General features: G+C 37.2%; 2 protein-coding genes. One reads left to right on the forward strand and one right to left on the reverse strand.

Annotation, left to right across the window (positions count from 1 at the left end; all coding sequences use genetic code 11):
- The coding region (locus VXQ92_RS20780; protein WP_416683047.1) for a hypothetical protein at nt 1–90 on the reverse strand (90 nt) is incomplete at its 3' end.
- Nucleotides 91–298: 208 nt separating this feature from the next.
- Here VXQ92_RS20780 and VXQ92_RS20785 point away from each other — a divergent pair.
- A partial coding sequence (locus VXQ92_RS20785; protein ID WP_416683046.1) for a C4-dicarboxylate ABC transporter occupies nt 299–1,068 on the forward strand: 770 nt, incomplete at its 3' end.

The following is a 1,068-nucleotide window of genomic DNA, read 5'->3' on the forward strand; positions in this document are numbered from 1 at the left end:
TAAATGGACACCATCAAAATTACCAATAGTTACCGCTGTTTGTGGTAACTGGAAATTGGGCGATAACGCATTAAGACGAAGCAGTTTCATGAACTTAAAATATGGCTATTTTTGCAAGGGCTATATATTGCCATAATCTCACAGATTCGTCTTGTTGTTGTGTTTTTACTCAGGTATTTTTCAATACGAATACTTTTTATATCTAAAAAATTGATGAATTAAATAAAAATAAATCAATTTTTCTTATTATTAATTTATCCTACTATAGCCTCATCCACTCTTTGATTAGAGACTTAAGATGAAAAGACCCTTTTACCAATTAAATCAAAGTAAAGATGTTATACGGCATTTTACCCCAAATTGGTTTACAGCAACTATGGGTACTGGCGTGGTCAGTATGATTTTAATTCAGCTTCCATTTGCCAAATCATTTTTATTTATGCTGGCTACGCTGTTATGGCAATTTAATATTGTTCTATTTAGTGTTTTTTCAGTTCTCTATTTATTGCGGTGGTTTCTTTTCCCTCATGAAGCGAAGCAAATATTTAATCATCCAAATATGAGCTTGTTTTTAGGTGCTATACCGATGGGGCTTGCAACCATACTAAATGGCTTTTTAAGCTTCGGAATCGGGCTTTACGGCGAAGTGGCAGTTCATATCGCCCAAGCTTTATGGTATATCGACGTCTTTTTAGCACTGGCTATTGCGTGGATCGTACCATTTTGTATGTTTAGCCGTCAGAATCATCAACTACATACCATGACTGCAATTTGGCTTTTGCCGGTGGTTGCATGTGAAGTCGCAGCAAGTTCTGCGGGCATGTTGGTTGCACATTTACCAGCAGATGTGCATAGCTTTCATTTATTGTTAGCGGGTTACGTACTTTGGGGAATCTCTGTTTTACCTGCATTTGCCATTTTAACGATTTTAATGTTGCGTATGGCTTTGCATCAGTTACCAGAAAAAGAAGTCGCGATTTCTAGCTGGCTTTCTTTAGGTCCGATTGGGACAGGTGCTTTAGGTCTATTGTTGCTAGGTGAGCAGGCACAAAGAGTATTTGTAAATGT

The organism is Acinetobacter sp. 228 (assembly GCF_048147885.1).